The organism is Bradyrhizobium sp. 186 (genome assembly GCF_023101685.1).
Taxonomy (GTDB): domain Bacteria; phylum Pseudomonadota; class Alphaproteobacteria; order Rhizobiales; family Xanthobacteraceae; genus Bradyrhizobium.
Map to the genome: position 1 here is coordinate 9,711,239 of NZ_CP082164.1, position 21,208 is coordinate 9,732,446.

18 protein-coding genes are annotated in these 21,208 nt (G+C 64.8%); 3 read left to right on the plus strand and 15 right to left on the minus strand.

From position 1 onward, the window contains the following. The first annotated feature begins 9 nt into the window (after nucleotides 1–9). Nucleotides 10–708, plus strand: a complete 699-nt coding sequence (locus tag IVB18_RS46430; RefSeq protein ID WP_247986737.1) for a DUF1045 domain-containing protein — start codon at nucleotides 10–12, stop codon at nucleotides 706–708. 3 nt (nucleotides 709–711) lie between these two features. Here the strand turns inward: IVB18_RS46430 and IVB18_RS46435 are convergent, their stop codons facing one another. From IVB18_RS46435 to IVB18_RS46465, 7 genes are all read right to left on the minus strand, one after another. Next, nucleotides 712–1,305, minus strand: a complete 594-nt coding sequence (locus IVB18_RS46435; RefSeq protein ID WP_247991892.1) for a hypothetical protein — start codon at nucleotides 1,303–1,305, stop codon at nucleotides 712–714. A gap of 83 nt (nucleotides 1,306–1,388) precedes the next feature. Next, the gene (locus IVB18_RS46440) at nucleotides 1,389–2,789 is read right to left on the minus strand and encodes a selenium-binding family protein (RefSeq protein ID WP_247986738.1); all 1,401 of its coding nucleotides are present in this window, start codon (nucleotides 2,787–2,789) and stop codon (nucleotides 1,389–1,391) included. Between the two features lie 283 nt (nucleotides 2,790–3,072). Further along, the gene (locus tag IVB18_RS46445; protein WP_247986739.1) at nucleotides 3,073–4,014 is read right to left on the minus strand and encodes a dihydrodipicolinate synthase family protein; all 942 of its coding nucleotides are present in this window, start codon (nucleotides 4,012–4,014) and stop codon (nucleotides 3,073–3,075) included. Between the two features lie 127 nt (nucleotides 4,015–4,141). Next, a complete protein-coding gene (locus IVB18_RS46450; protein ID WP_247986740.1) occupies nucleotides 4,142–6,223 on the minus strand; it encodes a methyl-accepting chemotaxis protein in 2,082 nt (693 codons plus the stop codon). Between the two features lie 120 nt (nucleotides 6,224–6,343). Continuing rightward, the gene (locus IVB18_RS46455; RefSeq protein ID WP_247986741.1) at nucleotides 6,344–7,114 is read right to left on the minus strand and encodes an enoyl-CoA hydratase; all 771 of its coding nucleotides are present in this window, start codon (nucleotides 7,112–7,114) and stop codon (nucleotides 6,344–6,346) included. A 13-nt stretch (nucleotides 7,115–7,127) separates the two neighbouring features. Beyond that, on the minus strand, nucleotides 7,128–7,577 hold the full coding sequence (locus tag IVB18_RS46460; protein ID WP_247986742.1) for a MarR family winged helix-turn-helix transcriptional regulator: 450 nt from the start codon (nucleotides 7,575–7,577) through the stop codon (nucleotides 7,128–7,130). A 43-nt stretch (nucleotides 7,578–7,620) separates the two neighbouring features. Next, nucleotides 7,621–8,229, minus strand: coding sequence for a TetR/AcrR family transcriptional regulator (locus IVB18_RS46465; protein WP_346732602.1), 609 nt, complete (start codon nucleotides 8,227–8,229; stop codon nucleotides 7,621–7,623). Between the two features lie 141 nt (nucleotides 8,230–8,370). On the opposite strand from IVB18_RS46465, the gene IVB18_RS46470 reads away from it, so the two are divergent. Both IVB18_RS46470 and IVB18_RS46475 read left to right on the plus strand, forming a co-directional pair. Further along, complete coding sequence (locus tag IVB18_RS46470) at nucleotides 8,371–9,630, plus strand: HlyD family secretion protein (RefSeq protein ID WP_247986744.1); 1,260 nt, start codon at nucleotides 8,371–8,373, stop codon at nucleotides 9,628–9,630. After that, a complete protein-coding gene (locus IVB18_RS46475) occupies nucleotides 9,578–11,191 on the plus strand; it encodes a DHA2 family efflux MFS transporter permease subunit (protein ID WP_256476666.1) in 1,614 nt (537 codons plus the stop codon). The genes IVB18_RS46470 and IVB18_RS46475 overlap by 53 nt, the downstream gene beginning before the upstream one ends. Nucleotides 11,192–11,237: 46 nt before the next feature. On the opposite strand, the gene IVB18_RS46480 is transcribed toward IVB18_RS46475, so the two are convergent. The 8 genes from IVB18_RS46480 to IVB18_RS46515 form a co-directional block, all read right to left on the minus strand. Further along, a complete protein-coding gene (locus IVB18_RS46480) occupies nucleotides 11,238–12,899 on the minus strand; it encodes a tannase/feruloyl esterase family alpha/beta hydrolase (RefSeq protein WP_247986745.1) in 1,662 nt (553 codons plus the stop codon). A 98-nt stretch (nucleotides 12,900–12,997) separates the two neighbouring features. Then, entirely contained in the window at nucleotides 12,998–14,452 is a 1,455-nt protein-coding gene (locus IVB18_RS46485; RefSeq protein WP_247986746.1) for a GntP family permease, read from the minus strand. A 3-nt stretch (nucleotides 14,453–14,455) separates the two neighbouring features. Continuing rightward, entirely contained in the window at nucleotides 14,456–15,475 is a 1,020-nt protein-coding gene (locus IVB18_RS46490) for a patatin-like phospholipase family protein (RefSeq protein ID WP_247986747.1), read from the minus strand. A 123-nt stretch (nucleotides 15,476–15,598) separates the two neighbouring features. Then, nucleotides 15,599–16,843 (minus strand): phosphoglycerate dehydrogenase, encoded by a 1,245-nt coding sequence (gene serA / locus IVB18_RS46495; protein WP_247986748.1) that lies wholly within the window; start codon nucleotides 16,841–16,843, stop codon nucleotides 15,599–15,601. A gap of 317 nt (nucleotides 16,844–17,160) precedes the next feature. After that, nucleotides 17,161–18,393: a rhodanese-like domain-containing protein gene (locus tag IVB18_RS46500; protein WP_247986749.1), complete on the minus strand. Its 1,233-nt coding sequence runs from the start codon at nucleotides 18,391–18,393 to the stop codon at nucleotides 17,161–17,163. Nucleotides 18,394–18,542: 149 nt separating this feature from the next. Continuing rightward, nucleotides 18,543–18,731 (minus strand): DUF1963 domain-containing protein, encoded by a 189-nt coding sequence (locus tag IVB18_RS46505; RefSeq protein WP_346732603.1) that lies wholly within the window; start codon nucleotides 18,729–18,731, stop codon nucleotides 18,543–18,545. Then, a complete protein-coding gene (locus tag IVB18_RS46510; RefSeq protein ID WP_247991894.1) occupies nucleotides 18,661–19,833 on the minus strand; it encodes a DUF1963 domain-containing protein in 1,173 nt (390 codons plus the stop codon). Before IVB18_RS46510 ends, IVB18_RS46505 begins: the two co-directional genes overlap by 71 nt. Before the next feature lie 137 nt (nucleotides 19,834–19,970). Beyond that, nucleotides 19,971–21,167 carry a PepSY-associated TM helix domain-containing protein gene (locus IVB18_RS46515; protein WP_247986751.1) on the minus strand — a complete coding sequence of 399 codons (1,197 nt, stop codon included), beginning with the start codon at nucleotides 21,165–21,167 and terminating at the stop codon, nucleotides 19,971–19,973. Nucleotides 21,168–21,208: the final 41 nt, after the last annotated feature.

Genomic DNA, 21,208 nt, shown 5'->3' on the forward strand with positions numbered 1-21,208 from the left:
CTTCAGGCAATGACAGGTTTTCCCCGCTACGCGATCTATTTTGCCGCCGGCGCCGACAGCGCCCTCTCCCGCTTCGGCGCCGAGCTGCTCGGCTACGATGCCCGCGCCGCGAGCGAGTTGCCATTTCCGGACGAAGCGCTCGTCGCAGCGGCGGACTGGCACGACATCAGCGCCGACCCGCGCAAATACGGTTTCCATGCCACACTGAAAGCGCCGATGGCGCTCGCACCCGGCAGAACCGAGGCCGAACTTATGGCGGCCTGCGCGACATTTGCCGACAAGACGCGGCCGATTCCTGTCATCCGCCCGATCGTCGATTCCATCAGCGGCTTCATTGCCGTCGTTCCAGCAGAGCCGGTCGACGCGCTCCAGCAACTCGCCGCTGATTGCGTTCGCGATTTCGATGGCTTCCGTGAGGCCTTGACCGCGGAGGAGCGCGCCCGGAGGAAGCCCGGGAAGCTCAGCGAACGGCAGCGCGACTATCTCGATCGCTGGGGTTACCCCTATGCGATGGAAGAATTCCGCTTCCACATGACACTCACCGGCCGGCTGGATTCGGAACGGCGCGGGCCGATTCTGGAGATGCTGCGGGGAAGGCTTGCGGTGCTCGGGCTTGATACGCTGACGATCGATCGCATCGTGCTGTTCAAGCAGGATGACACCGAGGCTCGCTTCCACATCATCGGCGAGTGGGCTTTGACGCGGTAGGCTTTACTGCCAGCTCGCGAGATTGAAGACGAGCGCTACGACGCCAACCAGAATGAGGCTGATCGCCCAGATTATATCCAGATTGAACCAGCTTCGCGAGACGAACCTCAATCCCAGATAGCGATAGACCAGCCACGCCAGACATCCGCCGGCGCTGATCATGGCGGCAACGTGCACCAAAGACACCAGCACCGCCATCCCGAGACTTGCCTTCATCAGCACGCCGGCAGCCTCATGGCCGGCATCGAGTTCGAAGGCCTGGCAGAGCCCAAGATAGATCGGCACGAGCATCAAGGCGGCGCCGTGAGCAATGGCAACGGCAAATGACCAGAGCGCCAATTGCGTTGGCGGAATTCGTGCCAGCGTACGCGGATGCCGCCGCTCGATCAGCCGATAGACGCCGAAGGCGATGACGAGAAGGCTCGCGCCGAGCTGGATCGAACGCTGCCACTCGGCCAGCACGAGCAGGAACGCGAATGGCAGGAGCACGAGAAGTGTTGCCAGGAGATGGCCGGCCGCCAGAGCCCCCAACGCGCGGAAGAGCGCGCGCGGGCTCTTGTCCATGAGCCCGGCCGAAACGGCGAGCGGCCATCCCATTCCGGGATTGACCCCGTGATAGAGACCGCTCGCAACAAGAGCGAGCCACAGCCAGCCAAGCGCCCGGCTCGCATGCCCCCAATCTAGGCCGACGGGTAGCAAAAGGAGTCCGTCGAACAATCGCCGCCCTCCAGCCTGATCTGGTGCGCACGATATCCGTCGGGGAAGCTCACGAAGTAGTCCTTGTCGAGCTTGAGGCCGCCGTTGCGACCGACATTGGCCATAACTTCCACACCCGGAACCCCGTCGGGATAGAACTGGTCATCCCAGGTGGAATAGAGCGAATTGGTCCAGTATACGCGGCTGCCATCGCGGCTGACTTCGACCATCTGGGGACCGGCCGCAAATGCCTTGCCGTTCGGATGGGGGGTGCGGCGCGCGATGCCGCCGATGTGAACCGAGCCCGCAAGCTTCGGCTTTCGCGGATCGCTCACATCGTACTGGCGCATTTCACCCGTGCCCCAGCACGAGACATAGAGAAACCGGTCATCGATCGACAGGTCGATGTCGGTCACCAGCGGCGGCACGGCGCCAAAGCCCTGGAGCAGCGGCGGGAGCTTCTCCTTAGGCGCGGGCTCGGGCGGGATCGTCGCCGTCTTCTCCGCATGGAATTTTCCGCCTTCGCGCCACCAGGTCCAGATCGATGCTTCGAGATTCGTGGTGTCGACCACAACGCCTACGAAGCCGTATTCGCGAACCGGATCGTGCGCGGGCCGCACCTCCAGCGCCATCTGATGATTGGCACCGAGGTCGATGGTCTGCACGTTGCGACGGGCGCGGAGATCCCAGAAGTGGAGACGATGGCCATATTTGTTCGCCAGCAGATCTTCCGGGACGATCCCGCTCTCGAATTGCGGCGGCAACGCCCATTCGCTCGTCACCATGTAGTCGCGCGGCAGGTTCCACCAGAAATCATAGTGCAGCGTCTGCGGACCGCGGTCGATCTCCCATCGTCCAAGGACCTCGAACGTCTCGCAATCCATGATGAAGACGCCTGGAGGCCCGTTGGTGCCGTCTTTGCCGCCGCCGCCCAGCGTGCTCACATAGATGCCGTCCGGCCCGCAATGGATGGTATGCGGCCGCGAGTAGCCGGTCTTTTTGAAGACTTCCTCGGGCTCGATGATCTTGTGGATTTTGGCTTTGGTCGGATCTGGCTTGGTATCGATGATGTAAATCCGCGACGAGCGCAGCCCGGGGATGATGAGATAGCGCCGCTCGATGAAGGCATGTCCGGCGAGCGGCGACAAGGCGGAGGAGCAGGCATTCCAGCCGAAGTGATGAAACTCGTCGCCCTTGTTGGGCATCGTCACGGTGTGGACGATTTGGCTGTAGGTCGGCGATCCCGGCTTGACGTCGATGACCGCGAGAGCATCCGGTTTTGAGAAATCTGGACTGAGCAGCAACGTGTAGGCAAAGTTCTCCGCAGGTGCTTCCATCGCAAGCTTGGGCGATGCGTGAAAGGTGGGATCCGGCCTCATCGTCATGGCACTGCCTCCCTGTTTCGTCGGTTCGCTCCAACCTAGCTCGGGATAGCGGCATAATGAAGAGCTGTTACGCGATGTCTTGAGATGCTCCGCGGGCCTGGTTGGCGAGCGTACAATACGTCATCGCCGGCCTGCGGGAAACCGCCCGAACCGCGCCAATTCGACGCCTTCAGCCAAATGGAAAACGGCGGGATCAGGCTAGGGCGCGCACCTCACACTCGGCGTCGCCCCCGGGAAGGCGGGGACCGCCGAGATATCTGGCGACAACCGAGTGAATGCCGCCCTACTTCCCCCACCGCAGCGCCAGCGCATCGCGCTCCTTCGCCAACTCCAGCAACCCTGCCCGCGTCGCAGGATGCAGCGGCTGAAGCGGATGACGCACGGCGTCCGACTTGATCACGCCGCCGGCCTGCATCATGACCTTGCAGGCGATCAGGCCGCATTGCCGGTTCTCGTAGTTGATCAGCGGCAACCAGCGCTCGTAGGCGGCTTTCGCCTCCTCGCGCTTGCCGGCGAAATAGGGATCGATGATCTGGCGGATGCCATCGGGATAGCCACCGCCGGTCATCGCACCGGTCGCGCCGGCATCGAGATCGGCCAAGAGCGTAATCGCTTCCTCGCCGTCCCAGGGGCCCTCGATGTCCTTGCCGCCCGTCTCAATCAGGCTCCTCAGCTTTGCGGCTGCGCCAGGTACCTCGATCTTGAAATAACGGATGTTGGAGAAGTCGCGCGACAGCCGCGCGAGCAGCTCGACCGACAGCGGCGTGCCCGCCACCGGCGCATCCTGGATCATGATGGGAATATCGATCGCGTCCGAAAGCACGCGGAAGAATTCGACGATGCCTTTCTCGGGCACCCGGAAAGTCGCACCGTGATAGGGCGGCATGACCATCACCATCGCTGCACCCGCCGCTTCCGCCTGCTTGCTGCGCGCGGCGCAGACCGCCGAGCTGAAATGGGTGGTGGTGACGATCACGGGAAGCCGGCCCGCGACATGCTCCAGCACGGCATGCATCACGGTGTCGCGCTCGGCATCGGTGAGCACGAACTGCTCGGAGAAATTAGCGAGAATGCAGAGGCCGTGCGAGCCGGCATCGATCATGAAATCGACGCAGCGGCGCTGGCCGTCAAGATCGAGTTCGCCGCGCTCGTCGAAGATGGTGGGCACGACCGGGAACACGCCACGATAGGGGCGCTGGACCTTGGTTTGTGGCGTGACCGGCATCGAACTCTCCATCCCTGATTCTCTCTTACGTCTGCGGCGCTCGCACGGCGCGGCGTCACAGATGTACTCGTCGCGCGGACCGGCGGCAATGCTGTTTGCGCGACGTTGAGATGGAGAGATTTTAAGGTTATGCGGTCTTCACCGCGCCCAGGAAGCCTTCGACCGCGACGCGGAGACGGTCGGCGTCGGCCGACATCTTCTTCACGGACTCCGACAGCACCGTGCCGGCGTTGCCGGTCTCCTGATTGAGCTTGGCGACGCTGCCGATGGTGTCGGTGACCTCGCGGGTTCCCTGCGCGGCCTGCTGGAAGTTGCGCGAGATTTCAGTGGTGGCCGCGCGCTGCTCCTCGACGGCCGCCGCAATCGCCGTCATCTTCTCGTCGATGCCGCCGATGGCGCCGCCGATCAAGCGGATGGCGGCGACGGCCTGGCCCGTCGCCCCCTGGATCTCCCCGACCTGGCGCGATATCTCTTCGGTTGCGTTTGCGGTCTGTGCGGCGAGGTTCTTGACCTCGCCGGCAACCACGGCAAAGCCGCGGCCGGCTTCGCCGGCGCGCGCGGCTTCGATGGTGGCGTTCAGCGCCAGCAGGTTGGTCTGACCGGCGATCGCATTGATCATCTTCACGACCTCGCCGATTCGGCTCGCCGTCTGGTCGAGAATCTCGACCGTTGCGTTGGTCTGCTCGGCCTGCGCCACGGCTTCGCGCGCCTCGCGCGCGCTGGCCTGCACCTGCGCGGAGATCTCGCCGACGGAGGCAGAAAGCTCCTCGGTCGCGGCCGCGATGGTCTCGAGATTGTTGGTGGCCTGCTCGGCGGACGAGGAGACCGCCGCGGTCTGGCTGCTCGATTCCGAAACCAGCGAGCGCACATCGGTCGCTGTCGCATCGAGTTCCCTCGCCGACGCCGCGACGCTGTGGATGACGGCCTGCACGGTGTCGTCGAAACTGCGGCACGCCGCATCGACGGTGCCGGAGCGGGCGAGCTGCAAGGCCTGCTGCGATTCGCGTTCCTGGCCCAGACGTTCGGCGGTCGCCGCGCTCTCGCGCAGGCTCTCGAGCGCGGCGGCCATGGTGCCGAACTCGTCGGGATATTTCGACTGCGGCACCGGCGTGGCGTAATCGCGCGCGCCGATGCGTGCGATGGCATCCAGGATAGCGCGAACCGGGCGCATGAGGCGATTGCGCACCACGTACACGCCGGCCAGGGTCACGGCCAGCGCCAGCAGAAACGCAAGCGACTGCACGATGAGGTTGGTGAGCGCCTTGGCCTGCACGGCCTCGGCACGCGCGATCGACTGATCCAGCGCCTTGGTCGCGACCGCGACGATGAGGGCGAAAGGCGACTGGCACAGCATGTTCCACTCTGCCGCTGGCATGGCCGGGCGGCCGCTGCCGTCAAAATTCTTCGTGAGCTCTCCGATCTGCTTGAGCACGCCGTCGGTCTTGGCCCGCGCGTCCTTCGCCGCGGTGACCATCTCTGCGGCCACGTCAGGCGCGGCCAGCACTTCGTCCATGCCAGTCCAGCCCGCGGTGACGATGCCGTTCCAGCTCGCGATAGTCTGCTTCTGGGTCTCGTCGAGCGGCTTGCTGGTGTTGATGTTCGGGCGCAGCGTCGAGCACTGGATGCCGTAGCGGTCGCGAACCTGCCAGGCGAGGCGGCGAGCCTGAATCATGCGGGCGATGAAAGGATCGTTCATCCAGGCGCGGTTCGACACCGCCGTAGAGGCAAGGTTCGCCGTGTCGATGACCTTGGTGACGGCGTCGTACCAGGCGCCGGTGCGCTCCATCTTGCGCTCGGCACGCGGGTGCTTGGCCTCATCGTAGAACAGCTGGAACTGGGGCGCGGCTTCGTTCCAGCGCTGCTTCAGCATGCCCGCGAGCTCGTCACGGCGGGCGAAGTCGATGGTGGTGAGCGCGGCCGCGACGGCTTCATAGCCGGCCTGCTCGGCCTTTTCGGCCTCACCCAGCTTTGCGCGCGGATCGTCCTCGCCGAGCAGCGCGCTTTGGGCGTCGCCGCGATTGTTGCGCAGTGACAGCACGCCCTGGAAGATCGCCTTGTCGGCGGCGGCAAGCCGCTCGGTCTCGAGGCTGTCGCGATGGCGGCCGAAGGCCCCGACCATCTGGATCGCCGTGCTGGCCAGCACACCAGTGGCCAGCAGGGCCATCAACGCCAGCAGCAGCGTGCTTACCGATTTCTTAAACATTGCCATGGGTCGGGGGCCTACTCTTCACGAGCGGCCACCTTGCATCGCGACATGCCAATGTTCCGTTAAGTTTTAGTCGAATTGGCCCGCTTCCGCGGCCTTTCCATTTAGACGGCTCGCACCTTATTACGCAACCTTCGTGAAATCGGGCGGACGGCGTTCCGCAAACGCTGTGAACGCCTCGCGCGCCTCGGCCGTGCGCAGGCGCTGCGCGAATTGTTCGCCTTCCGCATTCATCTGCGCGACCAAAGCCTCGCCATTGCGCATCAGCCGCTTGGTGGCGGTGAGCGCGCCGGCCGGCTGGCGGGCAAGACGCTGGGCGAGAGCGAGCGCCTCGGCATCGAGCTTGTCGAGCGGTACCACCCGGTTGGCAAGCCCCCATTCCAGGGCGGCCTTGGCCGGCACGGTCTCGCCCAGCGCGAACATCTCGTAGGCACGGGCGTGGCCGATGCGCGCCGGCATCAAGAGGCTGGAGGCGGCCTCCGGCACCAGCGCGAGGCTGACGAACGGCGTCGACAATTGCGCATTGTCGGCAAGCACGACGAGATCGCAGTGCAAGAGCATCGTGGTGCCGACGCCGACGGCGCGGCCCTGCACGGCGGCAACCAGCGGCCGGGTGCAGCGCGCCAGCGCCTGGATAAAGCGCACGACATTGCGGCTGCCCTCTGACTTTCCGGCTGCGACTGCCGCGAACTCGCCGACATCATTGCCGGCGGTGAACATGTCACCTTCGCCGCGGATCAGCAGCACCCGGGCGGACGGATCAAATTCGGCGGACTCGATGGTATCGGCGAGCTTGCCGTACATCGCGTCCGTCAGCGCATTCTTCTTGTCGGGGCGCGCCAGCGTGAGAGTGAGAATTCCACCGTTGTTCTCGATCCGGACATGCTCGGTCATTGGTCTGCTCCTCTTATTCCTCTGGATCTCTCGGAAACTTGTCCTGAACGCTCGTCAGCCAGCGCGCGACGATGTCGATCTCCGCGCTGGTAAATCCTTCTGTCAGCATCGCATTGACCTCACCCGCGCCAGCCTTCGCCTGCGCCAGCGCGGTGCGGCCCTTCGGCGTCAGCCAGATGCGCCAGGCGCGCCCGTCTTCGCGGTCGGCCCACCGCTCGACCAGCTTTGCCGCCGCCGTGCGGTCGACGAGGCCCGAAATACCGGCCGGACCGAGATCGAGCGCAGTGCCCGCCTCGCCCATCAGAATGCCGTCCTGCTTGCCGAGGATAAACAACAGCCCCGCCTGCGCCGGCGTCACATCGTTCTCCGGCTGGGCCGCCATCCAGCGCTGCAACCGCCGTTGTGCGACGTTCAAGAGATAGATCAGCCGATGGTGCCTTGCCGCCGCCGCTTTATTTCGCATGCGAAATAGATACCTCAAGCGGAGAGGATTGTCAAAGAGGCCGTCAGGTCGTCGTGGTGCGACAGCCGTCCAGGAACAGGGCCGCGCAGGTTCGTGTGCGACGCTCGAGATCCTTGCGCGACGGCAAAGCTAGGCCGCCGTAGATCGCCGCGCGCTGCGGCGCCGATGCGACCATGCCGATCAGCATGCCTGCGGCCTCGTCGACGTCATCGATCGCGATGAGCTTCTTCTTCACCTGGACCCGGAGCCAGCGCGCGAGCGCCGTCGCGGTGCGGGAAATGCCGTTCCTATAGAAATTCGCGGCGAGTTCGGGGAACGCAGCCGATTCCTGCAGCACCATGCGCTGCAACGCCACGACCTCCGGATCGAGCGCGAGATCGGCACAGGCGAGCAGCGCAGCGCGCAGGCCTGTTTCTATATCGACGTGATCGTTCGCTTTGAGATCGATGTCAGATAGCAACCGGTCGAGCCGATCCGCACACATGGCTTCAAACAACGCGGCCTTGGCGGGAAACAGCCGATACAATGTTTTGGTGGAGATGCCGGCGCGGCGCGCCAGCTCCTCGGTGCTGGTCGCGGCATAGCCGTCAACGGCAAAGGCATGCCGTGCGGCATCGAAGACGATCTGCTTCGTCTCCTCGTCGCTGCGCATTTGCGGCCGCCCGCGGGGGCGGCATTCTCCTGACGATTTTGCCTGAGCCATGCTTTTAAATGACGCCTGTCATTCCATTGACAGTTCCAAAGGTAGTCCTATTTTGGAAATCGTCAAGTTTCCTAATTCAGGGGAGCGGCCATGACCGTCCATACCAGCCCACCCACCGTCGCCCAGACTGCCATCCCGGCGACCGCGCCCGAGAGCGTTCTGCCCGCCGTGCCGACCCAAATCCGGCGGCAAAAGCCCAATCTTCGCAAACTGTTGCTGGCCGGTGCGGCGATTGCTGCGCTGGCCGGGGCAAGCTGGTACGGTTACGACTACTGGACCGTCGGGCAGTACCTCGTGTCGACCGACGACGCCTATGTGAAGGCCGACAACACCACCATCGCGCCGAGGGTCAGCGGCTATCTCAACCGGGTCCTGGTCGCCGATAACGAGCATGTGAAGGCCGGCCAGGTGCTGGCCAAAATCGACGACCGCGACTTCAGGGTCGCGCTCGATCAGGCCCGTGCCGATGTTCAGGCCGCGAACGCGACCATCTCCAGCAAGGAGGCGCAGCTCGACGTACAGCAGGCAGTGATCAAGGCCGCGCGCGCCACGCTCGACGTCGACCAGGCCAACCTCACCTTCGCCGCGCAAGACAACAAGCGCTACACCGATCTCGCCGCCACCGGATCCGGCAGCCTCCAGAACGCGCAGCAGGCGCAATCACGCATCGCGTCGGCGCAGGCGACGCTCGAGCGCGACACCGCCAATCTCAGCTCGGCGCTAAAGCAGGTCGATCTACTCAAGGCCGAGATCGTGCAGGCCAACGCAGCCGCCGCGCGCGCCGAAGCCGTGCAGCACCAGGCCGAGCTGAACCTCGGCTACACCACGGTGGTCTCGCCGATCGACGGCGTCGTCGGCAACCGCAGCTTGCGCGTCGGCCAGTTCGTGCAGGCGGGCACGCAGCTGATGTCGATCGTGCCGGCCGAGGGCGCCTATGTCGTTGCCAACTTCAAGGAGACGCAGCTCACCAACGTCCAGTCGGGTCAGGCCGTCGATATCGAGGTCGACATGTTCCCGGGCCAGGTGGTGCACGGTCACGTCGATTCCATCGCGCCGGCGAGCGGCCAGGAGTTCGCGCTGCTGCCGCCCGACAACGCCACCGGCAATTTCACCAAGGTGGTGCAGCGCATCCCCGTCAAGATCGCGCTCGATGCCGGGCATGGACCCGCGATCGCGCTCCGTCCCGGCATGTCCGTGATCCCGACCATCGCAACGCGTTCGACCGCGCCGACCGCGAACGCGGCCGCAGCGCCCAAGACAAACCTCAAGGCAAAGCTCGTTTCCGGAGGATCGTGCCATGTCAAACAGCCTCTCAATTTCGACGCCCGCAATACCGGCCGCGACGCCTGATCGCGCGGTCGCCGATCCCAACCGCGCCAGTGCCGCGACCTGGATTGCCGTGCTCGCCGCCATGATCGGCTCGTTCATGGCGATCCTGAACATCCAGATCACCAACGCCTCGCTGCTCAACATCGAGGGCGGCATCGGTACCGGCGCCGACAACGGCTCCTGGATCTCGACCTCGTACCTGATCGGCGAGATCATCGTGATCCCGCTGACCGATTATCTCAGCCGCGTGTTCTCGTTTCGCCGCTATATGCTGGCGAGCGCGGCGCTGTTCGCCGCCTTCTCGGTCGCCTGCGCCTTTACGCACGATCTGCCGTCAATGATCGCGATGCGTGGCTTGCAGGGCTTTGCCGGCGGCGTGCTGATCCCGATGGCGTTCACGCTCGTCTTGACCAAGCTGCCGAAGCCGCAACAGCCCGTTGGGCTCGCGATCTTCGCGCTGTCCGTCACCTTTGCACCCGCAATCGGCCCGACGATTGGCGGCTATCTCACCGAGAATTACGGTTGGCGCACGATCTTCTTCGTCAACGTGATCCCGACCGCCGTCATGGTGGCTGCGCTTTATCTGACGCTGGAGCGGCAGAAGATGCAGCTTGGCCTCCTGAAGGACGGCGACTGGGCCGGCATCTTCACGATGGCGATCGGGCTGTCGGCCCTACAGGCCGTGCTCGAGGAAGGCAACAAGGACGACTGGTTTTCCTCACCCTTCATCGTCAAGCTGGCGCTGATTGCGACCGTCAGCCTCACGCTGTTCGTTGTGATCGAGCTCCGAATTGAGAAGCCGCTGATCCGTCTGCGGTTGCTGACGCAGCGCAATTTCGGCTTTGGCACCATCGCAATGACCATGGTCGGCTTCGCGCTGTTCGGCTCCGTTTACATGCTGCCCGCCTATCTCGGCCAGGCGCAGGGCTACAATGCCGGGCAGATCGGTAACGTGCTGGCCTGGACCGGCCTGCCGCAGCTGGTGCTGATCCCGCTGATCCCGAAACTGATGCAGCGCTTCGACACGCGCTACATCGCGATCACCGGCCTTTTGATCTTCGCCTATAGCTGCTTCATGAACACGGCGATGTCACCGGACTATGCCGGCGACCAGCTCTGGATCCCGAACATCGTGCGCGCCATCGGCCAGGCCATGGTGCTGACGCCGCTGACCTCGGTCTTGACCGGCGGTATTGCGCCGCAGGACGCGGCGGCGGCCTCCGGCATCAGCAACATGTTCCGCAATCTCGGCGGCGCGATCGGCACCGCGACGCTCGCGACCATCATCACCAAGCGCGAGCAGTTCCACTCCAACATCATCGGCCAATCGGTGACGCTCGGCCGCGAGGAAGTCCGCACCCGCATCGTGCAGATGACGGATTACTTCATGGCGCACGGCCTACCTGACCCCAATGCCGCGCGCGAGCAGGCGATCATCGCGCTCGGCAAGACCGTCAAGCGCCAGGCGCTGGTGATGGGCTATTCCGACACGTTTGCCGTCATCGGCGTGGTGCTGGTGCTCGCCGCAATCGCCGTACTGCTGACGCGGCGCGTGAAGGCCGCTGGCGGGCCGGCGCACTAGCTTCTTCTCCCTCGCCCCGCAAGCGGAGCGAGGGCCACGCCTCGCCTCACGGCGCGCAGGTAAAGCTCGACGCCTCCGTCACGGCACCCGACTTGTAGTGCGGCCGGGCCGGCCAGCGGCACAGCGGCAGCGCGCGCAACGCGGCAAACGACGGTGCCTCGACCTTCTGCTCGGTGACTTCGAGGTCGCCGGGCGCCTTGCCCTTCTCGACCCAGTCGACCAGCGCGCTCAGCATGTCGACATTGGCCGGCGCCCCGGAGCCGACATGGTCGACGCCGGGCGCGGTGTAGAGCCGGGCGAACTCGGCCGTCTCGGCCTTGCCGAGCTTGCGCTCGACGCTCTCGAAATAGCGGATGCCGGCATAGGGGCTCTGCGCATAATCGGCCATGTGCTCGAGCACGATCAGCCGGCCGCCGCGGGCGCGGAAGCGGCTGAGATCAGGATCGGTGGAATCCATCAGCTTCGAGACTTCGAGCAGCCGCGCCTTGTGCTCCTCGACCTTGTAGGTGGTGACGTCGAGCTTGGGATCGCGGGCGAACACATATTGAATGCCGCCGGCGCCGTAGATCCAGGCGATGCCGTTGTTGGGCGCAGGCGGCTGCGCGGGCGGCGCCGTGCCGAGCCACCACGCGACCCAGCCACCGGTCGGGCCAACCGCGGGCGTGTCCTCGCCGGAGACGCCCCAGCCCGGATAGTCGTCGAGACCATTGGCGAGCGCGAACGGAAATTTGTACGTCGCATGCAGCGTGTCGACCGCCTTGATCTGCGCGTCGGTGAGGCACTGATCGCCGCTCTGGCCGCTCGCACAGCGCAGTGCCTCGACCTTGAACGCCGCCTTGCAGGCGACGGGATCCTGTACCAGCGCATCGTCGGAGCCGTCGGCCTTGTCGCAAGTCTGACGCACCGCGTCGCCGACGAGCTTCACCTGCGCGGGATTGATCCAGCCGTCGCCCATGGTCGCGAGACCCGAGCGGGTGCCGGCATGCTGCAAGCCGACCCAGTTGATGACGGGCACACGGGCAAAGATGCCGTCGAAATCGTCGGGATAGCGCTGCGCCATGGTCAGGCCTTCGCGGCCGCCCTCGGACGAGCCCATGAAGTACATTTTTTCCGGCTTCTTGCCGTAAGTACGCTCCATCAGCGCGACGGCGGCGTCGCGCACCTTCTTGTAGGCGCGGTGGGCAAAGTTCTCGAACGCCTCGTCGTTCAGCGCAAACACCTGCGGCGGTTCGCCCTGCCTGGTCTCGTGACCGGAATCGGTGCCATAGGTGACGAAGCCGCGTGCGAGCGGCGACGGCTTGTCGAAGGGATAGGCCGGCGGCAGCGCAAGACCGGTGATGAGCACGCCGTTGAAACCACCGCCGCCATATTGCACGGAACGCCCGTTCCATTCGACGGGAAGGTTGACTTGAAACTTGATCGGCGGCGCCTTTGGGTCTGCCGGGTCGATATGGCCGAGCGCCTTGCAGAAGGCGGGATTGGCCGGTGCGATGCGCCCTGACGGCGTCGGCCCGCGTTCTGCGACGGCGAGTTGCGACGGCGCCAGCAATGCCGCGGAATCGATCTTTACGGCATCGACACCGCCGACCAGGCCTTTGCAGACCGTGTCTGCGTCCTCCGGCAACGTCGCCGCGAAGGCGGCGCCCGCACCCAGTGTCAACGCCGAGCCCATAAGAAGCGCACACAGCTTTGCACTCATTCGCGCCATCGTTTCCACCCGGCTTTCTCTATTTTGTCGCATCTGACAGTTGGCCGCATTCAATGCGACCTTCATCCTTCCGTCAATCGCTCACGCCCGCATTCGGTTCAGAACGATCCCAACGCACCACCCAGGGCGATTACGGCCGCGAGCGCCAGGAGCGAGGTCACGATACCCACCATCACGATGTCGAAATAGCTGTCGCGATGCGTCAAGCCGCAGATCGCGAGCAGGCTCACGACCGCACCATTGTGCGGCAGGATGTCGAGCGTCCCGGAGCCGATCACCGCCACACGGTGCATCAACGCCGGGTCGATGCCGGTGCGCGCGGCGAGCTCCACATAAGTCTGGCCGAGGGCGTCGAGCGCGATGGTCAGGCCACCGGAGGCTGACCCGGTCAGCGCAGCCAGGATGTTGGTCGCGACCGCGAGCGAGACCAACGGTCCGCCTTCGATCGCGAGCACCCAGTCTCGCACCGTCGCAAACGCCGGCAGCGAGGCGACGACCGCGCCGAACCCGACGAGGCTGGCGACGCTGAATGCCGGGAGGACCGAGGCATTGGCGCCGGCGTCCATGGTCTGCCGCAGCGCGGGCAGGCGCGCCCAGTTCAGCGCAATGGCCATGATGATGGCCGCGGTCAGCGCAACCGCAACCGACCACACGCCCGCGACAGCGGCGAGCGACGTGCCGCCGAAGCGCTGCTCGGCGAGATAGGCGACGTCGAGCCGCGGCAGCACCACGAGCGACATCACGATATTGACGGCCACGACGACAATCAGCGGCAGGGCCGCGTTCAGCACCGGCGAAGGCACGCCGCTACGACGGCCATGTTGCATCTCCGCCGGATCGAACTCCCGGGCCGTCGTCGCGCGTTCCCGCACGAGTTCGTCGGCGGCGGCGCGCTCAGTCGCATCCTCGATGTCGTCGCCATAGCCTTCTCCGGCACGGCGGGCCGCGGCTTCGGCGCGATGCAGCCACCACAATCCCGCGCCGAGCATGATGAGGGAGGCGATGATGCCAAGGCCCGGCGCGGCAAAGGGCGTCGTGCCGAAGAACGGCATCGGAATCGCATTCTGGATCGACGGCGTGCCGGGCAAAGCCGACATGGTGAAGGTTGAGGTGCCCAGCACGATCGCGGCCGGAATCAGACGGCGCGGAATCGCGGCCGCACGAAACAGCGAGCGGGCCATCGGAACGATGACGAAGAACGCGACGAACAGGCTGACGCCGCCATATGTGACCAGCGCACCGGCCAGAACGACCGCCAGGATCACGCGACGCTCACCAAGGCCCTTCGCCATAAAGGCGGCAACCGATGTGACCGCACCGCTGTCGTCCATCAGCTTGCCAAAAACCGCACCGAGCAGGAAGATCGGAAAGAATTGCGCCAAGAATCCCGCCGCATTCACCATGAAAACCTGGGTCAGGTTCGCAAGCAGCGGCTCGCCGCCGAACAGTGCGGCCACCAGGGCGGCGAACGGAGCGAGCAGCAGGACGCTCCAGCCGCGGAAGGCAAACAGGATGAGCAGTACGAGCCCGACGAGAATGCCGAGAAGACCCACGTCTCAGCACTCCGACAGGAGGACGTCGAGATCGGCGGTCGAGCGCTGGCCGATATCCGCGCCGTGTTCGTCGAGAAACGTCTCCGCCGCCAGACGTCCTTCGGCGCGCAGTATCGAGACGAACTCCCATTCCGCGTTGAGCTTGGACGACGCGCCGAATTTCGCCAGCATGTCGCTCTTGACGCGGTGAGTCCGCATCTGGGCCCAGCGCGCGCCCTCGCCGCTGCCGGGGTCGGCCGCCTGGCGCAGTAGCGCGATCATGCGCAACTCCTTCATCAGCGGCGAATTGAACGAAATCTCGTTCAGCCGATTGAGAATCTCCGCAGCAGTCCGCGGCTCTTCGAGCGTCTCAGTCGGATTGATCTGCACCAGGATGGTGTCGTGCGCATCGCTTTCGCGAATGAGCGGCGTGATCGTCGGGTTGCCGGCAAAGCCGCCGTCCCAATAGGGTTCACCGTCGATTTCGACCGCGCGGAACATGGTCGGCAGGCAGGCCGATGCCAGCAAAACGTCGGCCGTGATCTCGGCGTTGCGGAAGATCCGCCCGCGCCCTGTACGCACCCGTGTCGCGGTGACGAATAGTTTTATCGGCGATCGCGCCAGCCGTTCGAAATCGATGCTCTCGGCCAACACCGCGCGCAGTGGGTTGTAGCCGGTCGGATTAAGATCGTAGGGCGAGAGCACGCGCGACATCAGGTCGGTGAGGATGTAGGCGGGCGACGTGTCGAGCGTCCAGCGCCCCATCAACCGGTCGAGCGGCGAGCGCTGGAGCGGGCTGAAAGCTGCGGCCTTCGAAACGCGCCGCCAGTATCGTTCAAGCGCATCACGCGCACCCTCGGCGCCACCCGAGATCCACCCGTCTGCGAGCACCGCCGCATTCATCGCGCCTGCAGATGTTCCGGAGATCGCGGCGATGGTGAGCCACTTCTCTTCCAGCAGACGATCGAGCACACCCCAGGTGAACGCGCCGTGCGAACCACCGCCTTGAAGCGCGAGATCGATCAGCACGGCGTCCCGTTCCATGGCGGCACCCACGCAACTGAAGTTCAAATTCGACGCAATTTGTCGCACGGGCGTCGAAGACGATGGCGCAGTCTAGAGAGACTCGGCCGCAAGATGCAACTGGAACGTGGGGTCTCTCACCGTCTAGTGCTCGAACACCAGCCGCGCGCCGACCGTGCCTTCGAGGCCGCGGATCTGTTGAAGCAACGCGCCCGAATCATGACCGCCGAGGTCGGCATCGAGCACGACATAGCCGAGGTCGCCGGCGGTCTCCAGATATTGCGCGGCGATGTTGATGTCGCGCTGGAGGAAGACCTCGTTCAGCCGACGCAGCATGCCCGGCACGTTGCGATGGACGTGGCTGAAGCGCGCGCCGGCGGGGCGCAGATGCAGCTGCACCTCCGGAAAATTCACCGCGCCCATGGTCGAGCCGGTGATGAAAAAGTCGACCAGCTTGCGCGCCACCTCGCCGCCGATCCGCTCCTGCGCCTCCTCGGTCGAGCCGCCGATATGCGGGGTGAGGATGACGTTGCCGAGACCCTGCACCGGGCTCTTGAAGCGATCCGAGTTCGAGGAAGGCTCGACCGGGAAGACGTCAATGGCGGCCCCCGCAAGGTGGCCATCGCGCAAGCAGCCCGCGAGCGCGTTGAGATCGACCACGGTGCCGCGGCTGTTGTTGATCAGGAACGAGCCGGGCTTCATCGTCCGCAGCTCCTTTTCGCCGATCATGCCGGCGGTCTCCGGCGTCTCCGGCACGTGCAGGCTGACGACGTCGCTTTGAGCCAACAGCTCTTCCAGCTTCTCGACCGGCTCGGTGTTGCCGTGGCGGAGCTTGTCGGTGCGATCGAAGTAGATCACCCGCATGCCGATGGCCTCCGCCAGCGTCGAGAGCTGCGAGCCGATATTGCCGTAGCCGATGATGCCGAGGGTGCGGCCCCGCACCTCGCGGCTGCCGGTCGCCGACTTGTCCCAACCGCCGTCATGGGCCGATACCGAGCGCGGAAAAATCCGCCGCAGCAGCATCACGATTTCGCCGATCACGAGCTCGGCGACGCTGCGTGTGTTGGAGAACGGTGCATTGAACACGGGAACGCCGCGCTTGCGCGCCGCCAGGAGATCGACCTGGTTGGTGCCGACGCTGAAGCAGCCGACCGCGAGCAGCTGGTCGGCAGCCTCCAGCACGTCATCGGTGATCTGGGTGCGGGAGCGGATGCCGAGCAGCGATACCCCCTTCAGCGCCTGCCGCAGCGCCTCGCCGTCCAGCGCCTTGGTCAGCCGCTCGACATTGGTGAAGCCCGCGCTCCTGAACAGGTCGACGGCGCTGTCATTGACGCCTTCAAGCAGCAGCGCCTTCGCGCGCCGCTCGGGGCTTTGGCTTGGGGCTGGCATGGTGTCTCCATCGTGTGGGCTTCGCCTGCAGCTCATAGACCGCGGACGACGCGCAACACAATAGGGTTTGGATATGGGCGGAAGATGGCGCGGCGGTAGATAAGTGGGGAAGCGTCTGCTACCAGCTTCGATGTCGTCCTGGCGAAAGCCAGGACCCATTACCCCAGGCGGGGTTGTCCGGCAAACCGGGGCCACGACGTCCTCAAACAACGCGAGGTGGTGGTAATGGGTCCTGGATCAGCGCTCGCTACGCTCGCTTGTCCAGGACGACGAAGGGGAGTTGCCGCAAGTCGCAGAGGGAATGCACAGCGGCGGCCTCAAATCACATAGAACCCGTGCGCCGCATCGCGGCGGAGCTGCTCGACGAGGCCATATTCCCAGTTGAGATAGGCCTGCATCGCGCGTTCGGCGATATCGGTGCCTTCGTAGGGACGGCGGTAGCGGTGGGCTGGATCGGGCTTCGGCAGGACGCGCGGCGGGCCGACCTCGAGCGCGCCGTCATAGCCGCCCTCGCGCACATAGACCTCCCAGCCCATCTGCGCGAGCCAGGACGCCGTCATGTCGGCGCGCACGCCCTTGTCGTCGGTCAGGAGAATGCGCGCGCCGCGCACCGGCGCGGCCATGTCGGTCTCCTGGACGAGCTGACCGCCGGGATAGTGGCGGAAGCCCGGGAGATGGCCTGCCGCATATTCCTCCGCGTCGCGCACGTCGAAACGATAGAGCGTCCGACCGGTTTGCGCGAGAAGCGCCGCCGCCTCATTTGCGCCGATGTGGCGGACGCCGGCGCGGTAGGCGACATCGCGGGCATTGGCTGGGCCGCCTTCGAACGGCCCGATGGCGCCGCGCCGGTCGGCACCGTGATCGAGTTCTTGCCGCGCCAGCGTCCAGCCGATCGTGCCGTTGCGCAGCGCCCGCACCTTGTTCGGCACGCCGGCATTGATCAGCGACTGGGTGCCGATGATCGAACGCGTGCGGCCAGCGCAATTGACGATGATGGTGGTGTCGCGATCACGCACGGCGGTTCCCGCCCGCAGCACCAGCTCGGCGCCGGGCACGCTGACCGAGCCCGGGATGTTCATGGTCGCGTATTCATCGAAGCGGCGGACGTCGAGGATGGCGATGTTGGCCTTGTCCGCGATCAGCTTGGCGACCTCGCCGGCGCTGAGCGAGGGCGTGTGGCGGCGCGCCTCGACCAGCTCGCCAAAGGCCTTGGAATAGGAATTGACGTCCTCGAACACCTCGTAGCCCGCCGTGCGCCAGGCTTTCAGCCCACCGTCGAGCGCGCAGACATTGGAGTATCCGAGGGCCGCGAGCTGCTCGCCGCCGGCCGCGACCAGCCCCTCCCCGTCATCATAGAGCACGACCGGCACGTTTTTACGCGGCAGCCGCACCTCGGCCTCGATCGCGATCCGGTCCGCGGCCATGTTGGCAGCGAACAGGGGATGGCCGGTGGCGAACGCAGCTTCGTATCTGAGATCGAGCAACGCGATCTCCTCGCGCAACAGCAGCGCGCGGCGGATATCGGCGGGGGTGACGGTCGGAAGCTTCATGGCGAGAACCTTGACGAGGACAGGCCACGAGCTTTTGAACGATTGTCGCGCGCTTGGCTAGCCATTCGGAGCCGGGCCAAACTCGGGGAGGAAGATGCGACGCGCGGACCCGCTTGACGCAAGCGCAATTTCACCGCGCCGACATCACGCTAGTCACATTCGTATGTGGCGACGACCTGCGAAAAGTCGAGTTGCGCGAGAGCATCGCGGTCGATCCAAAAATGAAGCACACAACCAATGTTGGAGTGCCAATTGAAGAACGTGAGATCACCTTGTATCTGGAGCAATAACATGTCCTCCAAATGCACCCTCCGTCGCATCTTGGGGGCCGCTGCCATATCCCAGCATCTGATGGAGCGCTGTGCTGAAATGGCGATATTTCCCGTTTTCCACAGTCGGCGTTTTCCAATGATTCTGCCGCGCAAGATTTGCAACGTAACGGAGAGGGGCGTCATCGCGAGCATCGACATCCTGGGCCACCATGCAACGGATCGTATGGCTGATGGCATTGCCTAGATCCGCCGTGATCTGGGTCGTGTACGTGGATACCTGTCCGTCCATCTTCTCATAGGCCTGCACGACATCGACCAACCAAGACCTGAAGGCCGCCTTTGTGTCCGCATCGACGTCATCCATTGGGGTCAGCGCTCGACAACGCTCAAGCCACCCGATTGCACCGGCCCGAAGGCGCTTCAATTCCGCGGCGGCCTCATCGGTGAGCGGCTTGTAATAGGATCCAGATGTCAGATCGCGCAGTACGCGCGACAATACCGACCGAACCACATAGGTGATCAGGAGCCAGTTAAAGGGCCAATGCTCATCTTTCTCATATTCGGACGCTCTTCTAAATTGCAGCAGATCCCTTTCATTGGGCTCGCCAGGGCCCAACGCCTTACATAATTCTTCGATCATGAGTTCACCTCCCACAGCGTCCTCCAGGAAATAGAAGTCGCGGAACAGCCGGAAGGAAAGCGGATATTTGAATTCGACCTTGGAATGAAAATCGATGGTCGGATCGAGCCATTTGACCTGGGCGTCACCGTCAGCGCCCGCCAGCGGCATCAGATCTGGCGGTGGCGCGCGGTCCGGATACGCGCCACCGGCGGTAGGGCTATAGAGTACGCGGCAAGGTGGATGTCCTTCGCCAACGAACACCGAGCTACAGAAGAAATAGAGCGTGCCTTGTTTCGGAAGCGGCGACCAACCGGAGCCAGGCACCTCGGCCAAGTCGATCTGGGCGACGAAAGTGAGCGCAACCGTCTCTAGCGTTTCGTTCGCCCTGACTTCCGCCGTTGGCCACTCGAGCTGCGGGGGCAGCTTGGGGAGACCGCCGAAGAAGCTTCGCGCCGGGTGGGTAAGAGGTACGGGCAGATCACTGCGTCTGACCAGCACTGCAGGCAGTGCCGTCTCTTCGACCTCGTCTCGTTCTGATAGCGCCATCAAGACCACAACGACTCTAGCGTGTACCGCAGGGATCGAACCATTTCGCGAAACTTCGGGCAAGTGTTTCTTGTCTCGTGCGCGAGCGCTTCGTTGTGACCACGTGAGAGCTATTTGGCGGACCGCTGAGCGGTCGGCTAGGCGCCTCGTACTCGCTCGCCAGGAACCAAGCGCCCGAGCCGCTGCTGCACCGGGCGCCGCAGTTTGCGGCGCGACAGATATAGCAGGACGCCGGTGACTGCGAACAGCGGCATCAGCGCCGCGGCAATCAAGAACGCGAGCTTGCCAGGCCAGCCCAAAATTGCGCCGCGGTGGATGTCGAGCACGTTGGCGATGATCTTCTCGCCGAACGTCTTGTCGGCATAGCGCTCCACGGAAATCAACTGCCCCGTGACCGCGTCGACGCGGAATTCGTCGCGGGTGGTATCGAGCGTGGAGTCCTTCCCCAACGACCGGATCCGTATCACCGTGCCGGGACCGGCGGGCAGCGTCAGCAGCGCCTTGGAGAAGCGGTCGCCCTCCCCGTGCAGGAAGGTCGACCACGCCCGATCGAAGCCGATCGGCTGAACCGTCTCGCGGGCGCCGGCTGCGCGCGACCCCTTCGGCTGCATCTTCGCCGCGGCCAGCTGCGGGCGCGACAGCAGCCAGACGACACCGTCCTTGTACCAGTCGAACGAGTACCAGAGTCCGGTCAGCGCCATCACCAGATAGATCGGCAAGACCCAGGTGCCGATGACTGCGTGCAGCGATCGATGCAGTCCGCGGCCACTGAGTCCGAGGTTCGGCTTCAGCCACATCTTCACCCTGCTTGCGCGGCGCGGCCAGCGCAGCACGAGGCCCGAGATCAGCATGACGATCAGGCCGAGCGCGGCGATGCCGGTGATCTGGCGTCCCCAACCCTTGGCGTCGCCAGGGATCAGCAGCCAGCGATGCAGCCTGCGAACGGTCGCGAAGAACTCTTCGCCGCCCGGCGAGCCCAGCACGCGGGCGTCGTAGGGATCGACATAGAGCGAGGACGCTCGCGCGCCCTGCTCGTCGCGAGCGAAGCGGAGACGCACCGCCGCGGACGGGTCGCTCGCGAGCGTGACTGCGGAAACCTGGCCAAAGTCCTGTGCCGCTTTCAGGTGTGCGATCAGTTCGTCCGGCGTCAGCGCGGGCGCCGAGCGCGATGGGACCTGCATGATCCCGGCATTCAAATGGTCGAGGATCTCGTCCTCGAAGCTCATGATCGCCCCCGTCAGGGCGATCAGCGCAAGCAACAGCGCGAGCACCAGGCCCGCGATGGAATGGATCTGGAGCAGAACGGCTTTGATTGCGCGTCCCGGCTCACGCATCGACACGAACCCTCCCGATCGACACGACCAGCAAACCGGAA

Excerpts from the sequence above, each read along its gene's own strand:
- IVB18_RS46490 (WP_247986747.1), bottom strand. The coding sequence starts at position 15,475 with ATGGAACGGGACGCCGTGCTGATCGATCTCGCGCTTCAAGGCGGTGGT.
- IVB18_RS46500 (WP_247986749.1), bottom strand. The coding sequence starts at position 18,393 with ATGAAGCTTCCGACCGTCACCCCCGCCGATATCCGCCGCGCGCTGCTG.
- IVB18_RS46455 (WP_247986741.1), bottom strand. The coding sequence starts at position 7,114 with ATGACCGAGCATGTCCGGATCGAGAACAACGGTGGAATTCTCACTCTC.
- serA (WP_247986748.1), bottom strand. The coding sequence starts at position 16,843 with ATGCCAGCCCCAAGCCAAAGCCCCGAGCGGCGCGCGAAGGCGCTGCTG.
- IVB18_RS46515 (WP_247986751.1), bottom strand. The coding sequence starts at position 21,167 with ATGCGTGAGCCGGGACGCGCAATCAAAGCCGTTCTGCTCCAGATCCAT.
- IVB18_RS46460 (WP_247986742.1), bottom strand. The coding sequence starts at position 7,577 with ATGCGAAATAAAGCGGCGGCGGCAAGGCACCATCGGCTGATCTATCTC.
- IVB18_RS46430 (WP_247986737.1), top strand. The coding sequence starts at position 10 with ATGACAGGTTTTCCCCGCTACGCGATCTATTTTGCCGCCGGCGCCGAC.
- IVB18_RS46480 (WP_247986745.1), bottom strand. The coding sequence starts at position 12,899 with ATGGCGCGAATGAGTGCAAAGCTGTGTGCGCTTCTTATGGGCTCGGCG.
- IVB18_RS46450 (WP_247986740.1), bottom strand. The coding sequence starts at position 6,223 with ATGGCAATGTTTAAGAAATCGGTAAGCACGCTGCTGCTGGCGTTGATG.
- IVB18_RS46470 (WP_247986744.1), top strand. The coding sequence starts at position 8,371 with ATGACCGTCCATACCAGCCCACCCACCGTCGCCCAGACTGCCATCCCG.
- IVB18_RS46465 (WP_346732602.1), bottom strand. The coding sequence starts at position 8,229 with ATGCGCAGCGACGAGGAGACGAAGCAGATCGTCTTCGATGCCGCACGG.
- IVB18_RS46435 (WP_247991892.1), bottom strand. The coding sequence starts at position 1,305 with ATGGGATGGCCGCTCGCCGTTTCGGCCGGGCTCATGGACAAGAGCCCG.
- IVB18_RS46505 (WP_346732603.1), bottom strand. The coding sequence starts at position 18,731 with ATGGCAGCGGCCCCCAAGATGCGACGGAGGGTGCATTTGGAGGACATG.
- IVB18_RS46510 (WP_247991894.1), bottom strand. The coding sequence starts at position 19,833 with ATGGCGCTATCAGAACGAGACGAGGTCGAAGAGACGGCACTGCCTGCA.
- IVB18_RS46445 (WP_247986739.1), bottom strand. The coding sequence starts at position 4,014 with ATGCCGGTCACGCCACAAACCAAGGTCCAGCGCCCCTATCGTGGCGTG.
- IVB18_RS46475 (WP_256476666.1), top strand. The coding sequence starts at position 9,578 with ATGTCAAACAGCCTCTCAATTTCGACGCCCGCAATACCGGCCGCGACG.
- IVB18_RS46440 (WP_247986738.1), bottom strand. The coding sequence starts at position 2,789 with ATGACGATGAGGCCGGATCCCACCTTTCACGCATCGCCCAAGCTTGCG.